Origin of the sequence: Ruania alba, from assembly GCF_900105765.1 — a bacterium.
In the GTDB taxonomy this organism is placed as follows: Bacteria; Actinomycetota; Actinomycetes; order Actinomycetales; family Beutenbergiaceae; genus Ruania; species Ruania alba.
On record NZ_FNTX01000002.1, the window covers coordinates 1,340,119 to 1,364,500 of the forward strand.

Consider the following 24,382-nt stretch of genomic DNA (forward strand, 5'->3'; position numbering starts at 1 on the left):
CACGTACCCGGGTCGATCAACGGCCCGGAGGGGAGAGATCATGAAGACGTTCACGACGCGCACCCGCCACCTCGCCACCGCGACGGGGCTCGGGATGCTGCTCGCGCTGACCGCGTGTGGCGGTGACGCCGAGGAGACCCAGGAGCCGGACACCACCACCGAGGAAAGCTCGGAGGAGAGCGGCGCGGATGAGGGTGACGGCGGCGCGGAGGAGGCCGCAGCCACCGACGAGGACACCACGGAAGACACCTCTGAGGAGACCGAGGACGGCGGTGACGAAGCGGCGGACGCTGGTGCGGTCGCACCGGCCGAGGACTTCGACCCGTGCGCCGCGGTCACGGCCGACGAGGTGAGTGGGATCGTCGGCTTCACCGTGAGTGAGGGGTCAGGCGAGGAGATGATGGGCTCGCAGATGTGCACCTTCGCCGCGACCGACGGGGCCGCCGCCAGCGTGCTGATCCAGTGGATCCCGATGGGCGGCGACTTCGACAGCAACGTCGAGGCGGCCACTTCGTCCTACTCCGACGCCAGCGAGCCCGAAGAGGTTACCGTCGCCGGCGCCACGCGCGCTGCGACAGTCACCGGCGAGAACATGAGCCTGCCGACCGTGGTGGCCTTCTCCCAGGTGGATGGGGGCGTGTTCCAGGTGATGATCGCGGGCGAGGGCGGTCAGGTCGACCAGGTTGTGGCTCTCTCCGAGCTGACGATCGCCCAGGTCTGAGTTCAGGGCAGCGTGGCGAGGGCCCCGGGATGACCGCCCGGGGCCCTCGCACTACCGTCGGATCTGCTCGTACGCCTCCAGCGCGTCCCGGCGCGACTGGGCCAGATCGACCATGGGTTCGGGGTAGTCGCCTGTGCCGACCTCGGGCACCCAGCGGCGCACGTACTCACCGTCGCGGTCGAACCGGTCGGCCTGGGCGCGGGGGTTGAAGATCCGGAAGTAGGGCGCGGCGTCGGCGCCCGAGCCCGCCACCCACTGCCAGTTTCCGGGGTTGTTCGCCTCGTCGGCGTCCACGAGCGTGTCCCAGAACCACTGTTCGCCGACGCGCCAGTCCACCAGCAGGTTCTTCACCAGGAACGAGGCGGCCACCATCCGCACTCGATTGTGCATGTACCCGGTGTGCCACAGCTCTCGCATCCCCGCGTCCACCAGGGGGATCCCGGTGCGTCCGTAGCGCCACCGGTCCAGCTCCTCGTCCCCCGGTGTCTCCCAGCCGAAGTCGTCGAACCGGCGCCGCACGTTCACGGTTGCGAGATCCTCCGCGTGGAAGGCCACGTGGTGGTGGAACTCCCGCCAGCCCACCTCGCTGAGGAACTTGCCTCGTTGCTGGTGTGCCGCCGTCGACAAGGCCTCGTGCATTCGGTGCCAGATCTGGAACGGGCTGATCTCCCCGAACGCCAGTGACGGGGAGAGCCTGGAGGTGACCTCGCGTGCCGGTTCGTCCCGCAGCCCGTACGCGGCCAGGGTGTCCGTCGCGAACTCCTCCAGGCGTCGGCGAGCATCCCTCTCCCCAGGGGTCCAGTTCTCGCGCAGGCCGCCGGCCCAGTCCGGTCGCGTGGGCAGCAGTTCCCAGTCGTCCAGGCGGTCCGAGGCCACCGGATCGGCCGGTGCAGGCACATGCTTGGGTGCGGGCAGCGGGTCCCGTGGTGGCGGCCCGTTCACGCACGCCCGCCAGAAAGGCGTGAACACCTGGTACGGCTTCCCCGCTCCGGTCTGGATGGTCCAGGGTTCGAACAGCAGGTTCGCGTGGAAGCTCTCCGCGTGCACCCCGTGGGCACGCAAGCTCTCCTTCAGCCCGGCGTCCGCGGCGCGCCCACCCTGGCTGTAACGCCGATTCCAGACGACGGTGCTCGCCCCGGTCTGTGCCACCACCTCGTGCACCACGTGGGTTCCGCTGCCCCGCCGTAGCACCAGTCTTCCGCCTCGCCGTGCCAACCGGTCACCGAGCTCGGTGAGGCTGTGGTGCAACCACCAGCGGGAGGCGCCACCGAGCGGACGCACCCCGGGCGTCACGTCGTCCAGGACATACAGCACCACCACCGGGGCGCCGGCGTCGACGGCGGCGAGCAAAGCTGGGTTGTCGGCGAGGCGCAGGTCGTGGCGCAGCCAGAGCACGGTGGGGGCGGTCACGGGAGGAGTCTTGCATTGTCAGCCTGGGCCTGTCTCGAGGCTCAGGAGCCCTGGGCCCGGGCCGATCGTGGGGCACTCCTGCCCATCGGCAGCCGATCGCGGCCGTCGTAGGCTCATGCCACGGGCCGAGGCGAGGGAGACACCAGCGATGACGACGTCGACAGTGCAGCGCCGCCATGGGGCCGCTGCAACAGCGGCAGCCGTTCTGGTGATGACCCTGACCGGGTGCGGCCTGCTGGACAGCTCCGGACCCGCCCTGCCGACCGAGTCGTGCCCACCGGCAGGTTCCCCGTCTGAAGGTGCCCCCGGTGCGGCCGACCCCTTGGTGACGGTCGCCGTCGGGCAGGGTCCGCAGGACCTCACCCACGTGCTGTACGAGGACGGGTGGGTGCTCTCCCTGGCCGAGGCCACTCCGGAGGCGCTGGCTGCCGTGCGCCTCCCACGGTATGTCCCGTCCCCATACGACGACGGTCCGATGGCGTGGCAGATCGGATACCTGGGGGAGTGCGCGATGGAGCAGGTGACCGACCTGGCCGAGAGCGTCGTCACCGAGAACGCACGGTTCGGTGACCCCATGATCACCGACCAGCCGACCACCTACGTCACCCGGTACGGATCGGGCGAACCGGTGCGAGTGCAGGCGTACGCGCTCGGCAGGGAAGCCGACGCCTCCGGCCTCGACCGAGGCGAGCAGGATGCCCGAGAAGGACTGATCGCTCTCCGTGATATCGCGGCCGATGCCGTCCCGACCGGTGAGGTGCTCGAGGTGACGACCCTGAGCGTCCGGGGTGACCCGGAGTACAACCTGCCGTCGGGCTGGCCGGGTCCACCCCTGAAGGAGATCCTCGGGTCGGAGCCTTGCGGTGAGCTCGTCGGCGACGACGCCCAGGCCGTGTACGACTACCTGCTCGGAGAACCGGACGATCTGGGGTGGACGAAGGTCGCGGTCGTTCCACCGGGCATCCCGGCGTGCTGAGACCGGGAATGTGCGCCACGCACGCCTGGTTGACCTCGCCATGGCACTTCATGGCGACTACGAGCCCAGCCCGAGTGCGTGGGTACGCGAGCAGGTCGAGGACTACGAGGCCAGCGGCGGGCGCGAGGCGAACACCCTGATGAACCGGCCGGAGTGGCCCATCGTGGTGATCACCTCCCAGGGCGCGAAGACCGGCAAGCTGCGCAAGAACCCGGTGATGCGGGTGGAGTCCGGCGGTGTGTACGCGGCCGTCGCGTCCAAGGGTGGGGCACCGGAGCATCCGGTCTGGTACGACAACTTCATCGCCCACCCGGTGGTGGAGCTGCAGGACGGGCCCGAGCCGCGGCTGTACCGCGCACGCCTGGCCGAGGGCAATGAGCGACAGGAGTGGTGGGAGCGGTCGGTGGCCGTGTATGCCCCGTACGCCGACTACCAGGAGAAGACCGACCGACTGATCCCCGTGTTCCTGCTGGAACCGGTCGAGGAGTAGGCACGCCGTCGGTGCCCCACCGAGATGATCTGGTCGGTGACATGGGAAGGCCTGCCCATGTCACCGGCGCCTCGCGAGGCTTCTGACGCCATAGTCTCACCTGTGGAACAGCTCAGTCGGTACGGGGAGAGGCATCATGCGGGGAGTCCATCGGGTGCGGCGACGCAGCACTGTCGGCGCGGTAGCCGGCGCGTTCGCGGCCCTGCTGTCGGCCACGCTGAGCGGGTGCATGGAGCCATCCGTCCCGGACCCGGCCACCTGTCCGGCGCCGGAATCGCCGCCTGCATCGGAGCCGGGCAGCGGTGAGCTGCTCGCGAGCCAGGGCGCGTGGCCGTACGGGAACGCCTGGGTGGTCTATGACGACGGCTGGGTACTGACTCCGGGCCCTGCCCGCGACGGCGGATTCGCCCCCGGTGCGCGTGTGGCACCGCCGCCGGGCTTCGACGGCGATGCCGGCGCCTGGGAGGCCTCCTACCTCTCCGAGTGTGAGCTGGAGATGCTCATCGAGCTGGCCGGATCGACGATCCAGGAGGAGGTGGACTTCGGTAGTCCGCAGGCCACCGATGGGCTGTCGACCTCTGTCAGCTACTGGGACGGCGGCGAGGACACCCGCGTCAGCGTCTACATGCTTGGGAACGACGGCGGTCTCTCACGGAGCCAGCGGGCGGCCCGGGAGAGGCTGGAACTGATCGGAGCGATCGCCGAGAGCGCCCGTGCGACGGACCACGTGGCACCGGCGACGGGTCTGCTGCTGCACTGGCGGCTGGGTCCAGTTGATGTCTCGACACCGCAGGCCTGGCCGGTCCAGCCCATCGAGGAACTTCTCGGGTCGGAGGACTGTGCGGTTCTCTCCGGTGCCGAGGCAGAGACGCTCTACCGTTACCTGCTCGACGGCGGGGAGGTGCCCGAGGATGTGTACGTGCGGGCGCTGGCGCCGGGGTTCGAGGGTTGCACCTGAACCGACGGTTGCAGGTAGCAAGGTTCCCCGGGGATCCAGGCGGTTGACGAAGACTGACAGTGCGGTTCACTTCCGACCGGCCCTGAGACTTCCGCACACCACACTCCCGACCGTATCGGCCACGGGGTGTGTCAATGAGACGACCACAACCCGCTGACCAGCACAGACACGGCAAAAACCCCGAAACCACCATCAACTGGCACGGGTCTGAACCCAGTGCGGTTCATCAGGACATATGACCGCTCCTCGTTAGTGATTGCGACAGCACCAGCATGCCTTTTGGGAGCCCTCTAAAATCTGGTACCCCAAACCAGTCATAGTGCTCCACGATTCCGTCTAGGCTCAACACAGGCTGCCATACCCGTTCTCCTATGCCTCGATGCCTGCGTCTCAAAAAGCGGACCTCCCGAGGCCTTTTCGCGCGCGATCTATGCCGCCTACATGTTGACACTGACCGCCTGACGTGAAAGGAACGCTCGTGAAACATCGCGCCTCGCAACACCCTGTTGCCAGACGATCCCTCAACTCGAGTGGTAATGCTCACCGTCCTTTCCTGAAGTGGTCGGCGCTGAAGCGCTTGGTTGCTATGACGGGTGCTCTTGCCCTTGTCTCAGGTGTCCTGGGCGCCGGTGCTTCGCTGGTCACGGCTGCTCCCGCGCGCGCGGCGTATGCCGCCGGTGGTGACGGCCTGTACCAGGGTTCGATCGACTGGTTCGAGTGGGGCGAGCACGGCGAGGGCTTGAGCAACCAGACGGTGACGAACACGCGCACCGTCGCCGGCACGGACCTGGCCACGACGTGCACGATCTCCGGGCTGAACGGGCAGGCCGAGGCGTATCGGTCCGGCACCTGGGAGGGTGACGGGCTGGACAACCTGTACAACATCGGCGGCACTGGCACCAGCAACCAGCTCATCTCGGGCATCTCGAACACCAACCCCGGCACGCAGGTGAGCTTCAACTTCGACTGCCAGGTCACCCTCGACGGTGTGCCGGTGCCGTTGAAAGGGCTCGTGATCGCCGATGCTGAAGCAAGCAACACCGGCAATGGTTCTTTGCAGGACGAGTTCATTGAGGCCACCCCGAACAGTGCGGACTCGACGTGGCGGGTGATCGACCGGTTCCGGGCGGACGGCTGCGACGCCTCGACGTTGGCGTCGGTCGACAGCAGCAACAAGCTGCGCTTCACCGCAGACGGTGATGAGTGCGTCTACCGGCCTGGTGGCAAGGACGGGCCGATGGCGGTCGGCTTCATGGAAGGCGCCACCGGCGCCAGCGTGGCGTTGCAGGGTGGCGGCAAGAGCGCGATCGCGCTTGGTGTGGTCCTTGCGAGTGATTTTGGTGACGCTCCGGAAAGTTACGGCGTGGCTGGTGCGTTGTTCGACCGGGGGTGGCAGGGCGGTGAAGTCCCCGTCGGGACGACTGCGGTCTCCGGTGATGACTTCGAAGTCGGGGCGCCTGGGGAGCCGGCTCTCCGTCTCGGCGCGATGGTTGACTCTGAGTCGGAGCACCAGCACACCGCGGACGCTACTGGCGATGATGCCAACCGTGAGGGGGACGAGGATGCACTTGACCCGCCCGGAACGATCCACGTCACCCCGGGCGAGACCTATACTCTTGAGGGCGTCGAGTCCCGCGGCACCGGATACGTGTCCGGGTGGATTGACTTCAACGGCAACGGCGTCTTCGATGATGGCGAGCAGTCCGATGTGGTTGCCGCCGGTGGCGCGGTGGATCTGACCTGGACAGTCCCGGCCGACACCGTCACTTCAAGCGGTGACGATCTGAGTTTCCTGCGGTTGCGGATCGCGCAGGATGAGGCTGGCGTCGCCAGTGCGACGGGTATGTCCACGTCCGGTGAGGTTGAGGACCATGCGGTGAACATCGCCCTGCCCGGCTTGGAAATTGAGAAGACTTCCGATGCCACTGAGAACACCCGCCCTGGCGATACGGTCACGTACACGGTGACGGCGACCAACACCGGCGATGCCGCGTTCACCGAAGACTTCCCGGCCGCGGTGTTCGACGACCTGTCCGGTGTGCTGGACGACGCGACCTACAACAATGACGCGGCGGCGGACCAGTCCGGCGAGGTGTCTTATGCCGAACCGCTGTGTCCTGGACCGGTGCGCTCGGTGCCGGCGAGAGCGTAGAACTGAGCTACACCGTCACTGTCGAACCCGGTGGTGACGGCATCGTCCGTAATGTCGCCTGGGAGCCGGAGGACCCGCAGAACCCGGTGCCACCGGAGTGTGACCCGCCCGAGGAAGGCGCCGACCCCGACACCGGTGAGCCGTGCGCGCAGACCGAGCATCTGCTGCCACGCCTGACGGTGACGAAGACGGCCGACCGCGCCGAACTGCCCGCCGTCGGCGAGAGCGTCGAGTACACGATCACGGTCACCAACGACGGCCCCGGTGCCTACACGGCAGACTCACCGGCCACCCTCACCGACGATCTGGAAGACGTCCTCGACGCCGCGACCTTCAACAACGACGCGACCGCCACCACCGGCGAGGTCTCCTACGACGAACCGACCCTGTCCTGGCAGGGGGCACTTGAGGCCGGCGCATCAGCCACCATCACCTACTCGGTGACCTACACCGGTGAGGCAGACCAGAACCTGCGCAACCTCGCCTGCGTCCCCGAGTCCGAGACCGCACCCGATGAGGCCTCATGTGACGCCGTGCAGATCCCCGGTGCGGGGCTGACCGCATGGAAGCAAGTCGACTCCAGCGACGAACCAGCAGTCGCAGGCAGCGTACTGACCTACACACTGTTCTTCGCCAACGATGGCGAGGCCACCGCGACGGTGGACCACATCGACGACCTAGCCCACGTGAGCGACGACGCCGACATCACCTCAGAACCGACAAGCACAGACGGACTCCTCGTCTCCCGCGACGGCAACCAGATCGCCATCACCGGCGACGTGCCCGCGGGGCAGACACGCACCGCCACCTACCAGGTCACGGTGAAGCCAGATGGGCAACGCGGAGACGACATCGCGGCGAACTTCCTCCTGGTCAACGACCCAGACAACCCACCAACGCCCCCAGAAGAGCCAGTATGCAACCCCACCGACACGGAGTTCCCCGACTGCACAAGCACACCCATCGGCGCAGTCGAGTACACCAAGAACGTGACGGCATCGAGTGATCCTGTGGCCGCGGGCACGGTCCTGACCTACACCATCACGGTGACCAACACCGGCCAGGCCACCGCCCCACTCTCTCGTGAGGATGTCCTGACCGACGTACTCGACGACGCGGAACTGACTAGTGTTCCGGAGTCGGACACCGACTCGGTGACCATCTCGGACGTGGCCGAGGACCGTTTCCAGATCGGTGGTGAGCTCGCTGCTGGTGAGACTGCGACGATCACCTACCAAGCAACCGTGAACGCCGACACCGAGCGCGGTAACAACACAGCCGACAACTTCCTCGTTACCCCCGGTGATACCCCACCGGCCGAATGCGAAGACGGGGCCACCGACTGCACCACCACCCCACTACCGCAGGTCGAGGCGAGCAAGTCCTCTGACCCAGAATCGGGCTCGTCCGTGACGGCCGACCAAGAGGTCACCTACACGCTCACCTTCGCCAACACCGGCGAGGCAGCAGGCGCTGTGGACTACACCGACCACCTCACCGACGTCCTTGACGATGCCGTCCTGACAGCAGGCCCCACGGCCTCGAACCAGGACCTCACCGCCATCACCGAGGGCGAGACGATCCGAATCACCGGCACGGTGCCCGCCGGAGCAGTGCACACGGTCAACTACACCGTGACAGTGAATGCCTACGACCAGCAAGGCAACCACCAACTCAACAATGTCATCGCCGTCACCGGTGAGGAACCGGTCTGCGTCGACGACTCATCGCTGTGCACCGAGCACGAGATCCCCGAGCCACCGGCACTCCCGACACCACCCCAAGAGCCCGGTGGGAACCTGCCCAACACAGGTGCAGACACCACCACCGTGCTACTCGCAACACTGCTCCTGCTCGGAATCGGAGCCGGGATGACCCACCTCGCACGACGCCGCAAAAACACCCTGCAAGAACCCTCACAGAAGGCAACACTCGGCAACCTGATGTGATGACCGTGCCGCCGGGCAACCGCACTCTAGAGCGCCCGGCGGCACGGTTCACGCCCGGCAGGAAGACGCTGTCATCCTGCGTCGACTCCTGAGTGGCTCTCCGATGAACGACCTGGATCCTCCTAGGCAACCTCCCTGGGCGCTATTCAAGCAATCGTGTTTCCCAGCTCAGTCGACGGGAAACTTACTCCACCTATATCGCCTACGATCCCCGTGCAACATGCCCCAAACCAGCGCAGACGCTCACCGTGGTGATGGCTGGAGATGTGGAGACGCTGCGCTCCATCGCTGAATTAGACAGTGAGATTGACGACCTGATTGCCGCAGTTGTGTTGTGTGCGATCGAGGAGGACGCGAAAGAAGCTGGTGCACGGCGGCATCCGTGTATGACCCTGACTCCGACTACTTCACCTCTGACACCGTTCCCGAGCGGGGAACCCGGTGCGATTTGGATACGTCACCGCGCGGGTCTAATCGCTCACACTCGCAGGTGCCATTTCCGGCTCTTGTAAGCCTTCGTGGGTGGCCTGGGGCCTGCCTGCCACCGTGGCCGACATCTACCGCTACGTCGTCGGAGTCGATACTCGCGCCCGGGACCCACAGTTACGCTGTCGTCGCCGCGACCAGTGGTGCTGTCATTGACGAGGCGACGTTCGCAGACCTGCGCTGCCGGTCTGCGGCGTGCGCGAGACAGGATCGGCCGCCGCACCGACGGCCTCCTCCACGCTGTCCTGAGTGATTCCGCACCCATGACCTGGGAACTGAGGTGCGCAATTCGCTGAGCGTCTCTCAGATCGAGGCGATCAGGCGCTGGCGGCTGCGAGAATAACTGTTCGGCATCGCTATCGCGTGCAGGGAGCCCTTTCGGACCTGACCGCTGCTCAGCCGACAATCCAGTTCCTCACGTCAACGGCTGATGTTCCCATCGAGGCATCCTGGACTGACCGACGTCTCCCTGTCCGTTTGTCAGGGAGCGGCAGTCCGCATCACCAGGGCGAGGGAGACAGCGCCCGGGTCCGGGTGCCCGATGCTGCGCTCGGCCAGCGGTCGGGCACGCCCGATCCGCGGGGTGAGGTCCGCCGTCGCCTGGGCATGCTCTGTCGCGATGTCGGCGGCGGCCGACCACGCCGCGGACAGGTCCCGATCGTCCTGCTCGAGGGCCTCGGTGAACGGGATGAGCGCATCGAGCATCGTCTTGTCGCCCCGCTCGGCCTTGCCGTAGGAGAGCAGCTGGTCCAGCGCCGCACGAACGGCCGCGCGCACCGCCGCACCCGACGGCGCCTCCTCGTCGGAGAGTGCACCGGCCGCGGCCCGTAGCCCCGCCCCCCACAGGGCGCCTGACGTCCCGCCGGCCCGGTCACCCCAGGCGTCCCCAGCGGCAGCCAAGGCGGAGGCGACGCCCGCACCCGCGTTGACGGCCGCCGTCAGTGCGTTCAGCGCGGCGTCGGCGCCGTTGGTCATGCCGCGGCCGTGGTCGCCGTCGCCGGCGATCGCGTCGAGCTTGCCGAACTCCTCCTCGTGCTCGTGCAGCACCGCCGCGAGGCGGGTGCCGATCTCGACCAGGCGTTGCGCGCTCGCCTGCGAAGCCTCGCTCGCGGGCGGGAATGAGGTGTCGGCGGCGGCGTCCGTTGCTGTGCGGGTCCGCCGGGTGGTAGCCACGGCAGCACCCCGCCGGAACCCCGGGGTCTGCGCCGGAGCGAGCCACAGCTCTTCCAGCTCGGGGTCCAGCCAGAACAGCGTGAGGGAGACCCCGGTCATGTCCAGGCTGGTGATCAGCTCACCGACCTCGGGAGCCACCATCTCCACGCCGGCTTCGTCGAGCAAGGGGGCGACGCTGTTCCACAGCACGAACATCTCCTCGTACTTCGTGCCCCCGAGCCCGTTCACCAAGACGGCGGCGCGGGTGGCGCCCTCGGGTCGTTCGGTGAGCAGCTTGTCCACCAGCATCGTGGCCAGCTCTGAGGCCGGCAGCACGTCCTGTTCGCCGATTCCGGGCTCGCCGTGCACCCCCATGCCCACGCCCATCCGTCCGGCGGGAACGGTGAACAGTGGCTCGCTGTCACCGGGCAGTGTGCACCCGGCGAATGCTACGGCGAACGAGAACGTCGCGTCGTTCGCGCGCTCGGCCACCTCCACCACGCCGTCGAGGTCATACCCGGCTTCGGCGGCCGCCCCGGCGATCTTGAAGACCACCAGATCACCCGCGGTGCCGCGGCGCTTGTGCCGCTCCTCGGTGCTGGCCGAGGTGATGTCGTCCGAGACGACGACGGTCTTGGTGGGGATGCCGTCGGTGATCAGCCGCTCCTGGGCGAGATCGAAGTTCAACACGTCCCCGGCGTAGTTGCCGTAGGAGAGGAACACGCCACCGCCGCGCTCGGCCGCCGTGGCCACGGCGTGCACCTGCTGGGTGGAGGGGGAGGAGAACACATTTCCGACGACGGCCCCGTCGGCCATTCCTGGCCCGACCCAGCCGACGAATGCCGGGTAGTGCCCGGAGCCACCGCCGATCACGACGGCCACTTTGCCCTCAGGGGTCTCGGTGGCACGGATCGCACCGCCGGTCACGGGTTCCACCGTGTCGGCATGCAAGCGGCAGAAGCCGGCAAGCATGTCCTGGGCGAACTGGGTGGGATCGTTGAACACCGTCGTCATCGAGCACTCCTTGTTGCGAGCGGCGACGCGGGTACGGGCATCGCCTCGTCGCGCATGGTTCGTGGTGTGAACGTGCTCATCTTGCCTGGTTGTGACCGGTGATGCCATGGCCGTCGTCATGGTGAGACGGCGGCCCCAGGGCACGGTCCTGCCGGCACGCGTGGGGGCGTGCGCACTGCCGGGCTTGCGATACGCGTATGTATCACATTGTGGGATCGATCTCAGATCGGTTGTCCGTGCTCCTCAACACGTGTCACAGTTGATGCAACACGAGTTGACACGGACGTTGACGAGGGAGTGGGCGATGCGGGCGATTCTGGATACCGACATGGGCATGGGTGCCCCGGGGTCGGAGATCGACGATGGGTTCGCGCTGGCGTTGCTGCTGGCAGAGGAGTCCTTCGAGCTGGAGCTGGTGACCTCGGTCAACGGCAACATCGACGTCGAGTCGGGCACCTACCTGAGCGTGGAGATGCTGCGCCGGCTCGGCCGCGAGGACATCTCCGTCGTCCGTGGCGCGGCGGCTCCGATGGTCGAGCCGCACCGTGCCCGTTCCGCGCCGGTCTCGGTGCGGGACGCCTTTGGGCACCATCGCGCGGAGCCCGGGTTCGCGGCCGCGGAGATCGCTCGGAGGGTGCTCGATTCCCCGGGCGAGATCACCGTGATCGCCATCGGGCCGCTGACCAACCTCGCCCTCGCGATCGCCCTCGATCCCGCGGTGGCGACCGCGATCAAGGAGATCGTGGTGATGGGCGGTGTCTTCCAGGGGCAGACCAACCAGCGGCGGATGCCGGGGGAGTTCAACTGGTGGGTCGACCCGCACGCCGCCCGCGCCGTGCTGGCCAGCGGGGCCTCGATCCGGCTCGTCGGACTGGACGTCACCACCAAGGTGCGGCTCACTCGCGAGCACGCCACCCAGATGGCTGCCAGTGGGCGGCCGTTCGGGGCGTTCGCGGGTGAGTGCACGGTCGCCTGGCTCGACCGGCTCGCAGTGGAGAACCCCGGTGACCCCCAGGCAGGCGAGTCCTGTGCGATGCACGACCCGCTCGCCGTCGCCGTGATCCCCCACCCGGACCTGGTGACCTGGGCTCCCGCTCACCTGGACGTGCTCACCGCCGAGGAAGCAGGCCGCGGTGTGGCGATCGCGGATCTGCAGACCGCCCGGGACGCACCGGCACCGAACGCACAGATCGCCACCGACGTGGACACCGACCGCTTCCTCGACTACTTCCTCGACCGGATCTCTGCCCTGTAACAACCGATGACACCGACGTCATGAAAGGAACTGCCATGCGGACCCCCACCGTTCGGCTCGCCACCACCAGCGCAGCCGTGGCGCTGCTGCTCACTGCCTGCTCCTCTGGCTCCGAACCGGCCACCGGAGGAGACGGCGACTGGTCCTTCCCGGAGACGGACCCGACCGCCACCATCCAGGTGCTCGGACACCAGGACTCCGACGAGCTCCAGCCCGTGTTCGACGCGTTCAGCGAGGCACACCCGGACATCACCGTGCAGTACGAGGCCGTCCCGTTCGACGAGCTCAACTCCGTGCTCGACGCCCGGATTGGTAACCAGGACGGCAATCCGGACGTGTTCTGGGCCGACCAGCCGCGGATCCCGGCGCTCGCCGCTCGCGGGTACACCGAGGACATCACGGAGCAGTTCAGCGAGTTCACGGACGTCTTCGACCCCGCGCCACTGCAGTCCAGCTCCTACGAGGACAGCCTCTGGGCGATGCCGATCGCGAACTCGACCCAGTTGCTCTACTACAACAAGGAGTTGGTCGAATCGGCCGGTGACGAGCTCCCGTCCGCGGCCGTCGAGGACCGGATGACCTGGGCGGAGACAACCGAGCGTGCCCAGGCCGCCGTCGACGCTGGAGCGACCAACGGCCTGCTGTTCGGGCAGACGCACCGCTACTACCAGCTCGAACCGCTGCCGGTCTCGCTCGGCGGCTCGGTCGGCGCCACCGGAGAGGGAAACCTGACGCCGGACATCACCTCCCAGGCCTGGGTCGACTCGATGGAGTGGTACCAGTCGATCTTCGCCGACGGCATCTCGCCGCTCGGGGTGCCACCGGAGCAGTCCAATGCCGAGTTCCTCACCGGGAACACCGCCTACATCGTGCAGGGTCCCTGGTTGCTGCCTGAGCTCGAGGACGCCACCTTCGAGTGGGGAGTGGCGCCACACCCGTACTTCGAGGGCGGCGAGGCGGCCACACCCACCGGTTCCTGGTCGCTGGCGATGAGCCCGTTCAGCGACGAGAAGGAGGCGGCGGCCGTCTTCATGCACTGGATGTCCGTCGAGGGCGGGGGAGGCTATGCGAACAACATGGCCGCACCGGAGCTCCCGGCCACCCCGGAGGGCAAGGTCGCCTACTTCGAACGGGACGTGTTCGCCTCCGATTCCGGTCAGGATGCCGTAGCCATCATCGACTTCGAGTCCTCCAACACGGCGGTGCCGCGGGTGCAGACCGTGGGTTTCGTGGAGTTCGAGGAGATCCTCGGCCGGGCCTACTCCGACGTGGCCAACGGCACCGACCCGGCACAGGCTCTCGAGGCGGCCTCGGCAGAGCTCGAGACAGCCTGGGCCAAGTACCAGTAGCCCGGGATCATCGATGACTGCTCCAGACGCAGGGGTCACCCGCGGCCGGGTGCGCGCCGCACCCGGCGCGGGGGCCCCGGCCCGCAACGTCGCCCACCGTCGCACCAAGGAGATCGCCTGGGCGGCGGCCTTCCTCGCCCCTGCACTCCTGGCAATCGTCGCCCTGCGGATCGCCCCGACGATCGACGCTGTGGTCACGAGTCTGCACCGGGGGTTCCCGGGCGGGGTGCGCCCCGCCGAGTTCGCCGGCCTGCGCAACTACAGGGACCTGTTCTCGAACGAGATCTTCGTGGACACGGTGATCCGCACGATCGTGTTCAACGTGATCATCAACCCGCTGCAGATCTTCATCGCGCTGATGATCGCCGTACTGCTCACCCGCAAGATCGTGGCCCCGCAGCTGTGGCGCACGCTCGTGTTCGTCCCCGCCACGGTGCCGATCGTGGGGTCGAGCATCGTGTGGGGGATCGCACTGCGGGACCGCGGCCCGGTCAACGGCCTGATCGAGATGGTCGGCGGGTCGCCGCAGCCGTTCTTCACCTCACCCAGTCAGGCAATGGCCTCGATCATGCTGGTGATCTCCTGGATCGGCGTCGGCTACTGGATGCTCTTCCTCATCTCGGGCCTGCAGTCCATCTCCCCGGAGTACTTCGAGGCGGCCCGGCTGGACCGTGCCGGCCCGGTCCGCACGTTCGTCTCGATCACGGTCCCGCTGTTGAAACGGCCATTGCTGTTCGTTCTGGTGGCGGCCACGGTGGCGAACTTCGTGCTCTTCGTCCCGATCCAGTTACTCACCAACGGAGGGCCGGAGAACAGCACCACGATGCAGATGTTCAACGCATTCCGCACCACGTACACGTACTCGAGCAGGAACCTGGGAGCCGCCGAGGTGGTCATCCTCACCGTGATCATGCTCGCCTTCGTCGCCCTGCAGTTCCGCCTTCTGAAGGAGGACCGGTCATGACGACGTCCGCTCCCGCGCGCGCGCCGCGGAGGCGGCCGTTGCAGCGCCGGTCACCGGTGCTGACGATCGTCGCCATCGTCACCGCCGCCCTGTTCATCCTGCCCGCCCTGTGGATGCTGATCGGGTCGGTGCGCCCGTCCTCGGAGATCTTCTCCTCGATCTACCCGTTGAGCTGGCGGATCCTCGTGCCGAGCTCGGTGAGCCTGGAGAATTACGCAGCGCTGGTCACCGGGCCCTTCGGCCGGGCGCTCGGTGTCTCGTTCCTGGTCTGCCTGCTCACGGTCGCGCTGGGTCTGGCGATGTCCGCGACGGCGGCCTATGCGCTCTCCGTGCTGCACTTCCCCGGGCGCGCGGTGGTCTTCGCGTTCGTGGTGATCAGTTTCATGGTCCCCTTCGACGCGATCGCGATCCCGCTCTCCCAGCTGTTCACCACGTGGGGACTGACGAACACACTCATCGGCCTGGTGCTGCCCGGCATCGGCAACGGCCTGGCGATTTTCAACCTGCGCCAGTACTTCCTCGGGGTGCCGCGCTCCTACCGGGAGGCTGCCACTATCGACGGTGCGTCCGAGCCGCGGGTGCTGATGTCGGTATACGTGCCGTTGAGTGGGCCCGCGCTGGCGAACTCGGCGCTGCTGATCTTCCTCGGCCAGTGGACCGCCTACCTGTGGCCGCTGCTGGTGGTGTCCGAGCAGCGACTCCAGGTGGCGCCGGTGGCGCTCGCCCGCACCTTCGGTGAGCACAGTTTCGACTACGGCCAGAATTTCGCCGGTGCTGTGGTGCTCTCCCTGGTGCCGGCGCTGACCATGTTCATCCTGCAGCGATCCTTCGGAGGGCTATCCCTGGCGTCGGGGGAGAAGTGACGGTTCAGGTGCGGCCTTCGCCCATCCTGGTGATCGGTTCGGCGAACCTCGACTACCTGATCCGCGTCGACGTGGGACCGCGCCCGGGTGAGACAGTTCTCGCGCGGTCGATGCTGAAGGCACCGGGCGGCAAGGGCGCGAATCAGGCGGTCGCTGCGGCGCGGCTCGGCGGCGACGTCCGGTTCGTCGGATGTGTCGGTGACGACAATGACGGCGCCCTCTTGATGCGCGAGCTCAGGGCCGAAGGCGTCGACATCGGCGACGTCGAGATCTTCACGAGCCATCACACCGGGATGGCCGTCGTAGCGGTCGAACGGAGTGGCCAGAACTCCATCATGGTGGTCCCGGGCGCCAACTTCGCCCTCACCGAGTCCCGGGTAGCTCATGTCCTGGGGCGAGCTGAACCTCCCAGCTTGGTGGTGCTCCAGGCTGAGATCCAGGCGTCTATCGTGACCGCTGCCGTTGAACAGGCTGCATCGTCCGGTGCGCGTGTGGTGCTCAACCTCGCCCCTTTTGTCGCTCTCCCGGCACGCGTGACTGCCCTGTGCGATCCGCTGGTCATGAACGAGGCCGAGGCTGAGGCACTCGTTGGCGAGTCAATCGCGTCATTGGCCGACGCCAGGCGCATCGCTCGTGAACTGCGTCGCGCGGTCAGGTCGGTGGTGATCACCCTGGGGGTGCAGGGAGCCGTATGGGCAGATCCGGACGACGACGGCGTCGTCCCGGCCGAGGCTGTACCTCATGTCGTCGACACCACCGGTGCCGGGGATGCTTTTGTTGGTGCGCTCGCGGTGCGGCTCGCGGCCGGCGCCGAGCTTCGGCAGGCGGTAGGTATCGGGGTCGCCGCGGGGACGTTCGCCGTCACGAGGGACGGCGCGCAGTCCTCGTACGCGATGGCATCTGATCTTGAGATGAATGAGCACGTAGCAGGCTGAATCGCGGGGCGGCGTTGATACTGTCTGCAGTTCCTTGAGGAAGGGAGACTCGTGGCAGTCACGCGTGCCGAGGTCGCGGCCAAGGCCGGGGTTTCTCCGGCCGTGGTCTCCTACGTCGTCAATGGTGGACCGCGACCTGTGGCATCAGGCACGCGCATGCGTGTCGAGGCGGCCATCGACGAGCTCGGCTACCGCCCGAACCGGATCGCCGCCGCGTTGCGCGGAGGCATGACGCGCTCGATCGGTCTGTTGACACCGAGCACCAGAAATCCGTTCTATGCCGAGCTGGCAGAAGCGCTCGTCGGGGAACTGTTCCGCCAAGGCAATACGTTGTCGATAGGAATCACGGACGACGACCAGTCCCGGGAGCGCCTGTACCTGCGTTCTCTTCTCGACCGCCGGGTCGATGGGATCATCCTCACCTCCGCGCACCTCGTTCGGACCTTGGGCGATCTGGACCGTTCCGATATCCCGACGTTGCTGATCGACAGGGTGAACGAGGAGACCGTCAACTCGTGCTCACGGGTCTATGTGGACAGCGAGAGAGGTGCACGGCACGCCGTCGAACATCTGCAGGCTCACGGACATTCCGTCATCGGGTGCGTGGCGGGTCCATGGCCTGTCCCGCTGGTCGAGGACCGGGTGCAGGGGTGGCGTACTCAGCAGCAGGTTCTCGGATTCCGCGAGACGTCTGAGCTGATCGAGCACGCCGACTTCTCTGAGGCCGGCGGCCGCGAGGCGACACTGGCGCTGCTCGGTTCCGGTTCCCGCAGAAACGCTGCGCACACGCCGCGGCCCACGGCGTTGTTCGTGACCTCCGATGTGCAGGCGTTCGGAGCGATTGTCGCGTGCCGTGAGTTGGGACTGCAGGTCCCGGAGGATGTCGCGATCGTGAGCTTTGACGGGACCGCCACCGGAAGGTTCGCGAACCCTCCCTTGACCAGTGTCCGGCAGCCGATTGTTGATATGGCCCGAACGGCTGTTGAACTACTCCTCGAACGGACCGGTGGCTCCCCGCATGGCCCAGCCGACAGGATGTTTGCGGGCAACCTGGTGATCGGTGAGACCTGTGGGTGCGGGGTGTACCAGCCTGAGACGCCTTGACAGGCTCACAGTTGGGGTGCTGCGCTTCAGAACTGGCTGAGCACGCTGTGCAGCAACCTGCCGAGCGCATAGATGACGTTGGGTCCGAAGCCCGCGAGCCCGAGCCCGAGCCCGACGGCCGCTGCACGTTGCGGGAGGGTCGAGCGACGCAGCCCGATGGCCCCGAGGATGCAGGCCGTGACACTGGTGCCGAGGACCAGCACGTCATAGCCGATGTTGAACGCGCGCTCGATCGCCGAGCCGTACAGCACGCCCGGTAGGAAGGACCACACCATCTGGGCCAGGACCGTGATCGCGAGGCAGATGAGGCCGAACGCCAGAGCGAGCATTCCCGCGGTGTTTCGGCCGGTTCGAGCCGGGCTGGCGGGCCCGCCGTACGGCTGCGGTGCCCCGTGCTCCTGCGCCCCCGGCGGTTGCGGTGCTCCGTACTGCTGTGGGGTGCCGAACTGTTGATTCGGCTGAGACGGCTGTTGCTGATTCATCTCCGGTGGGTAAGACATTTCGCGAGTCTGGTCCATCGATGTGTCCCTCCGCCAGTGGGTGCGATGGGGAGAAGTGCCTCTGTCTGCTCAGGCCAGCACCGGGGAGCGCAGACCCTCACCCAGCAGGGCGCGGCGGCCCTCTGCCACGGCGAGCTCCTGGAGGCGGATCATTGATTCGTTGGAGTAGAACGCCACGTGCGGGGTGAGGATCACATCGTCGCGGTGTCGTAGTGGGGAGTCGGTCGGAAGCGGTTCGGGGTCCGTCACGTCGAGCGCGGCTCCGGCCACCTCGCCCGATTCGAGCGCCCGGATCAGGGCGCCGGTGTCGACCAGTCCGCCCCGCGAGGTATTCACCAGGATGGCGCCGGGGCGCATCGCGGCGAGCTCGGGATCGCCCAGTAAGCCTTCGGTGGCCGGGGTGAGCGGGGCATGGACCGAGACCACGTGGCTGCGGCGCAGGAGCACGTCGAGCTCGACGTGTTCCACACCGATCGCCGCCAGCTCCGCGGCGTCCACATACGGGTCCGATGCGATCACCGTGCAGCCGAAACCCTGCAGGCGCTGCGCCGTGAGTCTCGCGATCCGTCCGGCGCCGACCAGGCCCACCGTGGTGGCCTCCAGGCTCCGGATCGACCCGAACTCCGCGGGCGTGACGTGCTCGCCCCGGCGGAGGCGGTCCGAGAGTTCGCGGATCCGGCGTTGCAGGGTGCCGATCAGCAGCACGGTGTGATCGGCCACCACATTCGAACCGTAGTCGGGCACATTGGCGACCCGGACACCCAGGCGCTGCGCGGCGTCCAGGTCCACGTTGTCCACCCCGACGCCGTATCTGATCACCACTGCGCGTGGGGCCAGCGCGGCCAGCTCGCGGTGGGTGATCGGATGGAAGTTCGTGAACAGCACCGCTGCCCCGTCCACGCATGCGGAGATGGTGGTCGAGCCGTCGGTCATCGTCCGGTAGGTCGCGGAGAACTCCTCGGCGAGTTCGCGCTCGGCGGTCTCGTTGGCGACTGCCGTGTCGGTCACCGCGATGATCGGTGCTGTCATGCCAGGTCCCGGAGCAGGTCGCGGATGCCGTACTCCCACCGGGGGGCCTCCTCGCTGGTGACGACATGGTTCACCAGTGTTCCGAGCTCGGGTGCGGCGATCTGGACGACGTCCCCGACGTGATGGGTGAAGCCGGAGCCCGGTGCGTCCCGGTCCTGCGTGGGTGCGAACGGTGTGCCGCAGTACAGCGCCAGACCGTCCGGGTACTGGTGCCGCCGACCGATCGCGTGCGTCACCAGATCCTGAGCCGAGCGGGACGCCTCGCTCTGTGGGGCGGTTGCCTCCAGATGGAACCCGTCGGTGCCGTCGATGCGCATCGTGATGCTGAGGGAACTCACCTCGTCCAACTCGAAGGAATTGTCGAAGAAGCGGATGAACGGGCCGAGGGAGGCGGAGGCGTTGTTGTCCTTGGCGAGCGGGAGCAGCAGGGCGCTAGCTCCCTCGACGTCCCGGAGGTTGACGTCGTTACCGAGCGTGACCCCGCGTGGAACGCCGGTGCTGTCGACGATGAGGACCAACTCGGGCTCGGGGTTGTTCCATGAGGAGATCGCGGAGACGCCCACGTCCGCACCATGTCCGACGGCAGAGAGCACCTGGGCTTTGGTGAAGATCTCTGGGTAGCGGCCCAGTCCCACCTCGAGGTACTGGGACCACAGGCCGTTTCCACGCAGGACCTCCAGCACCGCGAGAGCCTCGGGCGAGCCGGGTCGCACGTCCCGCACGGACTCGCCCAGCTGGTCCTGAATCTGGTCGCGCACCTGCACAGCCATTGCGGCGTCTCCGCCGACCTGTTCCTCGATCACTCGCTCGAGCATGCTGCGGGCGAAGGTGACGCCGGCTGCCTTGAGCGCGTGCAGATCGGTGGGTGCCAGCAGTACGGGCTCGGCAAGTTCTGGCGCGGGGTCGGTGCCGCGAGCGCTGTCCGCTCGGGCCGCCGTACTGGCCAACACCGTGGCGAGGTCGTGAACCGTCCGGGTGCTCCGGGCTGCCTCCGCCGCGATCCGGGCCGCGGCGTCGGGCAGTTCGGTCAGGTGGGCCATCGTGGGCCCCAGGTCGGTGATGTCGACCAGCTCCGCGCCGCGGACCACGACCAGCCTGGGACCGTGCCCGGGGACGAAGATGCGGCCGGCGAGCGTGGCGCCGTCGACGGTGGGGAGGGTGGTGGCGGGATCTCGACGCAGATCGGTGGTCATCGTGCCTTCCAACGGTTGCCGGTCAGTGCGGCAGATCATATGATGATCCGTATGAACGGTCAATCATCGACAGTACGGCCCAGGCGGCTGCCCCAGTGGCTGGCGGACCAGATCGAGGCGGAGGTGGTCCGCGCAGCCGCGCCCGCTGGGACGAAGCTGCCCACCGAGGTTGCGCTGGCGAAGGACTATGACGTGTCCCGTCAGGTGGTGCGTGAGGCGGCCCGGTTGCTCGAGGACCGGGGGCTGGTCTCGATCAGTCCCGGCCGGGGGATGACGGTGGCGGCGCTGGGAATGGACGTCCTCGTGGACCGGTACCAGTCCGTGCTGCGTCGGGACCGGGCTGGCTTCTCCGAATTGATGCACATGCGCCAGATGCTCGAGCCGGAGATGACCGCTGAGGCCGCGCGACGGCGGACCGGGGCCGACGTCAACGCGATCGAGCAGGCGGTCGATGCGGCGAGTGATGCGACCCGTGACTTCGCCTCGTGCCTCGACGCCGACATGGAGTTCCACCGTCTGGTAGCCGTCGCCACCCGAAACCGCTTCGTGGTCGCCTTCGTCGAACCGATCAACCGGGTGCTGCGCGAGACCTACACGGACCCGACCGGCTACTTGGCGACGCAGCCGGCCACGATCGAAGAGCACCGGGCGATCGCCCGAGCAATCCGGGCGCAGGACCCGGCGGCGGCGGCGCAGGCGGCGTCGACGCACCTGGCGCGGGTGACGTGCGATGCGCCGGTGCTTGTTGACGCTGACCCGACCGACCGCGACGAGAGGAGCTGAACGTGAGCAGTACAGTGATGGACCCCGAGACCGAGCGTGTCGTGGAGGCAGCACACCGGGCCTCGCCCGAGGTCGCGGCCCGTCCGTACGCCGAACGTGCGGGATGGCTGGAGAGCCTGGCCGAGGCTCTCACTGCGCACCGGGACGAACTGGTCGACATCGCAGACCGGGAGACCCATCTTGGTGCGCAGCGACTCGCCGGGGAGGTCGTCCGGACGACAGGTCAGCTGCGGATGTTCGCCGATGCAGTGCGCGAGGGTGCCTTCCTCGAAGCGATCATCGACCATCGCCGTGACGATGCCACGCCGCCCGCGCCGGACCTGCGGCGAATGCTGGTGCCGCTCGGCCCGGTGGCGGTGTTCGCCGCCAGCAACTTCCCGTTCGCATTCTCCGTGCTCGGTGGGGACACTGCCTCGGCGCTTGCCGGTGGCAACCCGGTGGTGGTCAAGGCGCACGAGGGGCATCCGGTGTTGTCGCGCCGCGTGCTCGAGCTCGCTCAGGAGGCAGTGCAGGACGCGCCTGCCGGGCTGATCGGCATGATCGAGGGGCAGGCACAGGGGGTCGCCCTGGTGCAGGATTCGCGTATCCGCGCGGTCGGCTTCACCGGCTCCCAGCGTGGCGGGCGCTACCTGTTCGACCTCGCCATGGCCCGCCCTGACCCGATCCCGTTCCACGGCGAGCTCGGCAGCCTCAACCCGGTGGTGGTCACCGAGGCCGCCGCCGAGGCACGGGCCGAGGAGATCGCCGCGGGCCTGGCCGCCTCGTTCACCCTCGGTGCCGGGCAGTTCTGCACGAAGCCGGGGCTGGTGCTCACCCCGGCCGGCTCCGGCCTCGCAGACCGGGTGGCCGCCCACGCCGGGCCCGTTCCACACCCGTTGTTGAACGAGCGAATCGCCGCGGGCTTCCGGGACGGGCTGGCGCAGATGCTGACCACCGACGGCGTGGAGCGCGTCTCCGATCACAGCGACACCGCGCCGGCGGTGTTGCGCACCTCGACCGACCGCGTCCGGGAGGCGCCGGAGGTGCTCCTGGAGGAGGTCTTCGGGCCGACCACGCTGATCGTCGAGTATCGGGACGAGGCTGACCTCAACGACGTGCTCACGCTTCTGCCGGCGAGCCTGACCGCCTCCGTGCACACAGCAGAGGGGGAGGATGTCGGGGCCGCGATGGCCGCGCTCACTGAGCGGGCAGGACGAGTGGTCTTCGGCGGGTGGCCCACTGGCGTGGCGGTGACTGCCGCGCAACACCACGGCGGGCCGTATCCGGCGTCAACCTCAGTGCACACGTCGGTGGGTACGACGGCCGTGCGGCGGTTCCTGCGGCCCCTTTGCTACCAGGACGTGCCCGAGGCGTGCCTGCCGCTTGCATTACGGGATGGCAACCCGCTCGGGATCCCCCGGCAGGTGGATGGAGCCACCGTCGGCTGAGGTAATGACGCCCTGGTTGCGCTCAGGGCGTGTGCGGCGGGCGCTCGAACGAGCGCTCGCCGTGTACGGCGAGTTCGGCGAGCACCGCCTCGGGCTCGCCGGATTCGATCAGCTCCACCAGGAACCGGTGCCGCGCCACGTGCTCCACGAGGCTCTCGTAGTACCGCTCCCTGGTGTAGAGGTTGCGGGACATGCACACCACGATCTGCGCCTGGATCGAGCGATACATCGAGGTCAGCCGCCGCATCCCGGCTAAGTCAACGATCGAGGCGTGGAACTCGTAGCCATCCTGGACCAGTGAGGGACGGTCTTCGGCCTCTGCATCGGCCTCCATGCGTGCGAGTGAGGCGCGCACCGGGGCCAGGCGGTCGGGTTCGGTCACCGGGACGCCGTTCTCGATCGCGATGCGTTCCAGACCGGCCCGCAGGGTCATCACCTCGAAAACGTCGTGCTCGTCCATCGTGGTCACGACGCAGCCCCGCCGCGGGCGCATCTCGACCAGCCCGTCGCTCTCCAGTTGGCGCATCGCCTCGCGCAGCGGAGGCCGGCTGATCCCTAGTTCATCGGTCAATCGCTCCTCGATGAGGCGCTCACCCGGCTGGAGGTCGCCGGCGACGATCATCGTGCGGATGGCGTCTCGTGCCAGCGACACGACGCTCGGTGGGTCGACGCGATTCCGCTGCGTTGCCGGCGCCGGGGGGCGTGTGGATGCCATCTGCTTGCTCCGTCTGTGCTGGTCCGTCTATCGATCTTCTGACCCATTATGCCTTGCGCTTCGCCTACTGTCTGTTGTAGACAATAGGCGAAGCAAGTTCGTGACCGACGGTCACCGCGCTCGGCGGCTCGTGGTCGCCGACGGCCGGGCATCCGAGGACGATCCCGTGCCGCACTCACCAACGACGATGGAGAAGCAACTGATGAACTCGCCTGCCCCCGCCGACCGTGCGGACGCCAACGATGTCGCGTCGCTGTACAAGTACCTGCGGGTCGCTGACGTGGCCGACGCCCTCGACGGCATCGGGTACTTCGACATCACCCTGGTCTCCCAGGAGATCCGGCCCCTGTGGGAGGGGATGAAGTTCTGGGGCCCGGCCGCCACTATCCGTGCGGTCCCGGCCAACAAGCCGATGTGGCAGCTGGAGACCACCGAGGAGATTGTGCGAGCGCACGGTGAGTGGTTCGACAAGTACCCGCCGGTCCGGCTCCCGCAGGAGGAACTGCCCGGTCACGTGGTGGTGATGGAGTCCGGTGGCGGCCGTGAGGTTGGCTTCTGGGGCTCCGAGAACGTGATGGGCACGATCGGCGCCGGAGCGGTCGGGATCGTCACCGACGGCTACTGCCGCGACACTGCCGAGGTCACCCTGCAGCAGAATCCGATCTGTGTCCGTGGCCGCGGCCGCACCATCATCCCCGGGCGTATCGAGGTGGTGGAGGTGCAGGGCACGATCGCCGTCGGCGGGGTCCAGGTGCGACCGGGCGACATCGTCGGCTGCGACGACGACGGCCTCATCGTGGTGCCGGCCGAGGTTGCCGAAGAGGTCGCCACCCATGCGCGTGCCGTCCTCCTCGCGGACATGGAGGCGCGGCGCAAGCATTACCGAGCGCAGTCCCGGCCCGACGACGAGACCGTCGACGTCGAGGCCGTGATCGCCTACTACGCCGATCTGTGACG

The 24,382-nt window shown here is 67.7% G+C and carries 21 protein-coding genes; 15 read left to right on the forward strand and 6 right to left on the reverse strand.

Annotated elements, in window-relative coordinates; translation table 11 throughout:
• The first annotated feature begins 40 nt into the window (after positions 1-40).
• On the forward strand, positions 41-721 hold the full coding sequence (locus BLU77_RS22180) for a hypothetical protein (protein WP_089774123.1): 681 nt from the start codon (positions 41-43) through the stop codon (positions 719-721).
• A gap of 51 nt (positions 722-772) precedes the next feature.
• On the opposite strand, the gene BLU77_RS16420 is transcribed toward BLU77_RS22180, so the two are convergent.
• Entirely contained in the window at positions 773-2,131 is a 1,359-nt protein-coding gene (locus tag BLU77_RS16420; protein ID WP_089774124.1) for a cryptochrome/photolyase family protein, read from the reverse strand.
• 148 nt (positions 2,132-2,279) lie between these two features.
• On the opposite strand from BLU77_RS16420, the gene BLU77_RS16425 reads away from it, so the two are divergent.
• The 5 genes from BLU77_RS16425 (at position 2,280) to BLU77_RS16445 (ending at position 8,656) form a co-directional block, all read left to right on the forward strand.
• Positions 2,280-3,107 (forward strand): hypothetical protein, encoded by an 828-nt coding sequence (locus tag BLU77_RS16425; RefSeq protein WP_139177809.1) that lies wholly within the window; start codon positions 2,280-2,282, stop codon positions 3,105-3,107.
• Positions 3,108-3,147: 40 nt separating this feature from the next.
• A complete protein-coding gene (locus BLU77_RS16430) occupies positions 3,148-3,597 on the forward strand; it encodes a nitroreductase family deazaflavin-dependent oxidoreductase (protein ID WP_089774126.1) in 450 nt (149 codons plus the stop codon).
• Between the two features lie 136 nt (positions 3,598-3,733).
• Positions 3,734-4,555 carry a hypothetical protein gene (locus BLU77_RS16435; protein WP_139177810.1) on the forward strand — a complete coding sequence of 274 codons (822 nt, stop codon included), beginning with the start codon at positions 3,734-3,736 and terminating at the stop codon, positions 4,553-4,555.
• A gap of 586 nt (positions 4,556-5,141) precedes the next feature.
• Complete coding sequence (locus BLU77_RS16440; protein WP_089774128.1) at positions 5,142-6,707, forward strand: CshA/CshB family fibrillar adhesin-related protein; 1,566 nt, start codon at positions 5,142-5,144, stop codon at positions 6,705-6,707.
• On the forward strand, positions 6,668-8,656 hold the full coding sequence (locus tag BLU77_RS16445; protein ID WP_089772531.1) for a DUF7927 domain-containing protein: 1,989 nt from the start codon (positions 6,668-6,670) through the stop codon (positions 8,654-8,656). Before BLU77_RS16440 ends, BLU77_RS16445 begins: the two co-directional genes overlap by 40 nt.
• Before the next feature lie 966 nt (positions 8,657-9,622).
• On the opposite strand, the gene BLU77_RS16450 is transcribed toward BLU77_RS16445, so the two are convergent.
• Complete coding sequence (locus BLU77_RS16450; protein ID WP_089774129.1) at positions 9,623-11,308, reverse strand: dihydroxyacetone kinase family protein; 1,686 nt, start codon at positions 11,306-11,308, stop codon at positions 9,623-9,625.
• Between the two features lie 304 nt (positions 11,309-11,612).
• Between BLU77_RS16450 and BLU77_RS16455 the strand changes: the two genes are divergently transcribed.
• Genes BLU77_RS16455 through BLU77_RS16480 form a run of 6 tightly spaced genes read left to right on the forward strand, consistent with a single transcriptional unit; the run spans position 11,613 to position 17,778 of the window.
• Positions 11,613-12,563 (forward strand): nucleoside hydrolase, encoded by a 951-nt coding sequence (locus BLU77_RS16455; protein ID WP_175477164.1) that lies wholly within the window; start codon positions 11,613-11,615, stop codon positions 12,561-12,563.
• Positions 12,564-12,598: 35 nt separating this feature from the next.
• Positions 12,599-13,912 carry an ABC transporter substrate-binding protein gene (locus BLU77_RS16460; RefSeq protein ID WP_089774131.1) on the forward strand — a complete coding sequence of 438 codons (1,314 nt, stop codon included), beginning with the start codon at positions 12,599-12,601 and terminating at the stop codon, positions 13,910-13,912.
• A gap of 13 nt (positions 13,913-13,925) precedes the next feature.
• Entirely contained in the window at positions 13,926-14,876 is a 951-nt protein-coding gene (locus BLU77_RS16465) for a carbohydrate ABC transporter permease (protein WP_089774132.1), read from the forward strand.
• Positions 14,873-15,739 carry a carbohydrate ABC transporter permease gene (locus tag BLU77_RS16470; protein ID WP_089774133.1) on the forward strand — a complete coding sequence of 289 codons (867 nt, stop codon included), beginning with the start codon at positions 14,873-14,875 and terminating at the stop codon, positions 15,737-15,739. Before BLU77_RS16465 ends, BLU77_RS16470 begins: the two co-directional genes overlap by 4 nt.
• Positions 15,736-16,674, forward strand: coding sequence for a ribokinase (locus BLU77_RS16475; protein WP_217632485.1), 939 nt, complete (start codon positions 15,736-15,738; stop codon positions 16,672-16,674). Before BLU77_RS16470 ends, BLU77_RS16475 begins: the two co-directional genes overlap by 4 nt.
• 51 nt (positions 16,675-16,725) lie before the next feature.
• Positions 16,726-17,778 carry a LacI family DNA-binding transcriptional regulator gene (locus BLU77_RS16480; RefSeq protein WP_089774134.1) on the forward strand — a complete coding sequence of 351 codons (1,053 nt, stop codon included), beginning with the start codon at positions 16,726-16,728 and terminating at the stop codon, positions 17,776-17,778.
• A 26-nt stretch (positions 17,779-17,804) separates the two neighbouring features.
• On the opposite strand, the gene BLU77_RS16485 is transcribed toward BLU77_RS16480, so the two are convergent.
• The 3 genes from BLU77_RS16485 to BLU77_RS16495 all read right to left on the reverse strand — a co-directional run bounded on the left by BLU77_RS16485 (position 17,805) and on the right by BLU77_RS16495 (position 20,500).
• Entirely contained in the window at positions 17,805-18,260 is a 456-nt protein-coding gene (locus BLU77_RS16485; protein ID WP_089774135.1) for a hypothetical protein, read from the reverse strand.
• An 87-nt stretch (positions 18,261-18,347) separates the two neighbouring features.
• The gene (locus BLU77_RS16490; protein WP_089774136.1) at positions 18,348-19,307 is read right to left on the reverse strand and encodes a C-terminal binding protein; all 960 of its coding nucleotides are present in this window, start codon (positions 19,305-19,307) and stop codon (positions 18,348-18,350) included.
• Positions 19,304-20,500: a fumarylacetoacetate hydrolase family protein gene (locus BLU77_RS16495; protein WP_089775935.1), complete on the reverse strand. Its 1,197-nt coding sequence runs from the start codon at positions 20,498-20,500 to the stop codon at positions 19,304-19,306. The genes BLU77_RS16490 and BLU77_RS16495 overlap by 4 nt, the downstream gene beginning before the upstream one ends.
• A 51-nt stretch (positions 20,501-20,551) precedes the next feature.
• Here BLU77_RS16495 and BLU77_RS16500 point away from each other — a divergent pair, with 51 nt between their 5' ends.
• Together BLU77_RS16500 and BLU77_RS16505 are read left to right on the forward strand one after the other, a co-directional pair.
• Positions 20,552-21,283, forward strand: a complete 732-nt coding sequence (locus BLU77_RS16500) for a FadR/GntR family transcriptional regulator (RefSeq protein WP_175477165.1) — start codon at positions 20,552-20,554, stop codon at positions 21,281-21,283.
• A 2-nt stretch (positions 21,284-21,285) separates the two neighbouring features.
• Entirely contained in the window at positions 21,286-22,710 is a 1,425-nt protein-coding gene (locus BLU77_RS16505) for an aldehyde dehydrogenase (NADP(+)) (protein ID WP_245708911.1), read from the forward strand.
• 22 nt (positions 22,711-22,732) lie between these two features.
• Here the strand turns inward: BLU77_RS16505 and BLU77_RS16510 are convergent, their stop codons facing one another.
• Positions 22,733-23,425: a GntR family transcriptional regulator gene (locus BLU77_RS16510; RefSeq protein WP_089774139.1), complete on the reverse strand. Its 693-nt coding sequence runs from the start codon at positions 23,423-23,425 to the stop codon at positions 22,733-22,735.
• A 100-nt stretch (positions 23,426-23,525) separates the two neighbouring features.
• Between BLU77_RS16510 and BLU77_RS16515 the strand changes: the two genes are divergently transcribed.
• Complete coding sequence (locus BLU77_RS16515; protein WP_217632486.1) at positions 23,526-24,380, forward strand: RraA family protein; 855 nt, start codon at positions 23,526-23,528, stop codon at positions 24,378-24,380.
• Positions 24,381-24,382: the final 2 nt, after the last annotated feature.